General features: G+C 43.2%; 5 protein-coding genes. All 5 read left to right on the top strand.

Features of this window, described 5'->3' with window-relative positions:
* Window positions 1-126 precede the first annotated feature (126 nt).
* Window positions 127-360 (top strand): hypothetical protein, encoded by a 234-nt coding sequence (locus N1032_RS22860; RefSeq protein ID WP_259542613.1) that lies wholly within the window; start codon window positions 127-129, stop codon window positions 358-360.
* 102 nt (window positions 361-462) lie between these two features.
* Complete coding sequence (locus tag N1032_RS22865; protein ID WP_259542614.1) at window positions 463-882, top strand: hypothetical protein; 420 nt, start codon at window positions 463-465, stop codon at window positions 880-882.
* A gap of 100 nt (window positions 883-982) precedes the next feature.
* Window positions 983-1,165, top strand: coding sequence for a hypothetical protein (locus tag N1032_RS22870; RefSeq protein ID WP_259542615.1), 183 nt, complete (start codon window positions 983-985; stop codon window positions 1,163-1,165).
* A 15-nt stretch (window positions 1,166-1,180) separates the two neighbouring features.
* Window positions 1,181-1,324, top strand: coding sequence for a hypothetical protein (locus N1032_RS22875; RefSeq protein ID WP_259542618.1), 144 nt, complete (start codon window positions 1,181-1,183; stop codon window positions 1,322-1,324).
* Between the two features lie 273 nt (window positions 1,325-1,597).
* A partial coding sequence (locus tag N1032_RS22880) for a hypothetical protein (RefSeq protein ID WP_259542619.1) occupies window positions 1,598-1,799 on the top strand: 202 nt, incomplete at its 3' end.

Here is a 1,799-nt window from a genome sequence, read left to right on the forward strand (position 1 = left end):
AGAAGACAAAGGAGGCAGATAATGCCAGTTCCAAAGACAAACACCATTAAAGACGCGCAAGGCGTTGCGTTCGACTCTGCAACAGTCAGCCAAGGACTAGTTAAAGTATGATCCGAAGGTGACATCGTGGCGCAAATCAACGGGCCGGTGTCAGCACAACCGGTTACAGATGCACAAACAGGTAAGATTGTTAGATTTGAATACTACGCCGATCAATTCGGTTCAGTGGTTGACAGAAAAACACTAGTGGCGGCAGACGCTGCCGGAACCGCTATCGCCGGTGACCCTATCACTCTAACAAAAATCACAGTTGACCTTGACGATGAACGTTCAACAAAACCAATCTACCTTGACAATTGAGATGCCAAAAAACTTGAGGTTGCGGCAACTCTACAAACAGAAAAACAAGGGCAAGCGTCAATCCTTTCAACATCAGAAAGAGCAGATCGTTATTTTGAAGCGTTGAGAAAAGCAACAAAAGCGGCAGACGCTGCAGCACTTGGTGATGGAGTTACCAGAGTTGTGGACACAACAGCATTGGTTGACCCAAAAGACGTTTATATCAAGTTCCAGGATGCAATCGCTGAACTAGTTAAACAAAAGAATTCAAGAAGAAAAGGAACAAACCGTGCCTTCATCTTCGTTGCGGTTCCACCAAAGGTCCTTACAGTCCTAAAAAGAGCCGTGGGGTTCATCGGTTCAGACAGAGGTTCAGCAATCCTTGAGTCTGGATCTACATTCAACATCGATGGGGTTTCAGTATATGAAAATATCACTTCCGACATCTCATTCGTTGAAATTAGGGGTGCCGCGGTAGTTCCAATCGCAAACCCAGAATTCGTGCAATACCCTTCAAAATCAAACGCTGGAAAATTTGCGTGAGAATGAGTTCTGCCAAAAGCAGGTTCAGAAGGTATTCTTTACGGGGACGGGCTAATTGCGCTTGGTGACCCTGCAGTAATCAAAGCTTAAGGAGCAAAAAATGGACAATTTAGAATTGTTAAAATCGATATCATTTGACATCGGAATATTGGCGATTTCTACTTTGGCTACTTTTTTTATTCCGGGAATATCCGGAATAATCATTTCGGGAATAATACAAATAACAGGTCAAACCTTGGGAATCCAAATCAACGGGGGCAATTTGCCATCAGATCCAATATGATGGGTTACAAATTTCTTGGCGGTATTTGGTCCATACTTTAAGGAAATAGCAGTTGCTAAAATGGATTTTGCCTTGTTAGGTTCTGCCGAAAAAGGAATTCAATCAGTAAATAGAGTGCTTGAAAAGATTGACAATGCCAGCAAAGAGGCGATCGAGTGACTTAAAACATCACCGGGTGAAAAGGTTTTAGCGTCCGGGCTTTCAAGGAATGCCGAGAAAGAAGTGGCAGACGTTGAAAAGCAAGAATTGGCAAGGGAAAAATTCGGTTCTGAAAATACAAAAGTTGTAAAGAAAATAGATTCCTTCAGACCCAACACCAAAAACCCGCTATCTTGAATTGCCGGCGTTGGTTTCAGGGAAACCTTGAGATTAGGACCTCGCGACATCAGGGGTGACCTAATAATCAAATACTACGTTAATAATCATCATCGGGTGGGATTTAAGAAAATACCAATTGCCGAAATAGTTTTAGGGCGGACATCAGGAGGAGAAAGAACCGGAGGCGCAGGTGGTCAAAACACATCTAACGCGTCAAGGTATAGACACGTTGACGTTGCCAAGGATCCTTCAAAGGTAAAGATGGTTACCGTAGTATTCAAAGGTGCAAGATACTATAACGATTATCTTGCCTTCC

The organism is Herbiconiux daphne, assembly GCF_024979295.1.
Taxonomy (GTDB): domain Bacteria; phylum Actinomycetota; class Actinomycetes; order Actinomycetales; family Microbacteriaceae; genus Herbiconiux; species Herbiconiux daphnes.